Origin of the sequence: Confluentibacter lentus (genome assembly GCF_002806995.1) — a bacterium.
Lineage (GTDB): Bacteria > Bacteroidota > Bacteroidia > Flavobacteriales > Flavobacteriaceae > Confluentibacter > Confluentibacter lentus.
Genome location: NZ_NIHE01000024.1, coordinates 1 through 820, shown reverse-complemented (window position 1 = coordinate 820; position 820 = coordinate 1). Strand labels below are relative to the sequence as shown.

Below are 820 nucleotides of genomic sequence, written 5' to 3'. Positions count from 1 at the left end.
TGTATAATTAATGGCTAGTTCTCGCCTACTTACGAAAATCCTCGCGGATTTTCTATTGGGTTTTTATTTGCTAAATTAGGTGCTTAAACACGCCACTAATCATACACGAACACGTTGGCAACAATTTGAGAAATGACGAAATACATTCAAATATTTATATTCATTTTGACATTATCTGCTTGCGGACAAAATGCAACTGAAATGAAAACACTTGAAAATGCAAAAGAAAAATTTGCGGAATTTATTGCAAAGAAAAAATTCTATGCGGAAAACGCTTCTCCAAATATTTCGGATGAAAAACTACGTCCAATATTGACAAAAAAAATCAATGAAGTTGCGGTGGATTTTAAGCAGATTTCGGAATCTGAAAATCCAACTGACAAAAAATATCAAGAAGCTATTAGAATCGGACTTTTAAAATTCCCAGAAATGGAATTAGGATTTGATTCAGAAGACAGAGAGAGAATCTTACTTTATTTTCAGGAAATAATGGATATTGTCGGACTTCAAAGTTCCAACGGACAATTAAATAATTTTTATTATGGTTTTGACCCTAACGAAGTTAAAGATTAGAATTAAAAAAACAGTTGCCAACACCGTGTATAAAAAATTGCTAGTTTTAGCTAGTATGAAGTTGGTTGCCCGTTTGCTGGCTTTCGATTTTCCTTCGGAAAATCCTCGCCCTCAAACACGCAACTTTCCATACACGAACACGTTGGCGTTAATTTGAGAAAACCGAACAAACATTAAAATTATGGGAATTTTTGATAGTCTATTTAAGAAAAAAAATGAATCAAATTCATCGGAATTAATAACTAAA

At 32.6% G+C, this 820-nt stretch carries 1 protein-coding gene; it reads left to right on the top strand.

From position 1 onward, the window contains the following. The first annotated feature begins 132 nt into the window (after window positions 1-132). Window positions 133-573, top strand: a complete 441-nt coding sequence (locus CDH50_RS15015) for a DUF4844 domain-containing protein (RefSeq protein WP_100613111.1) — start codon at window positions 133-135, stop codon at window positions 571-573. Window positions 574-820 lie beyond the last annotated feature (247 nt).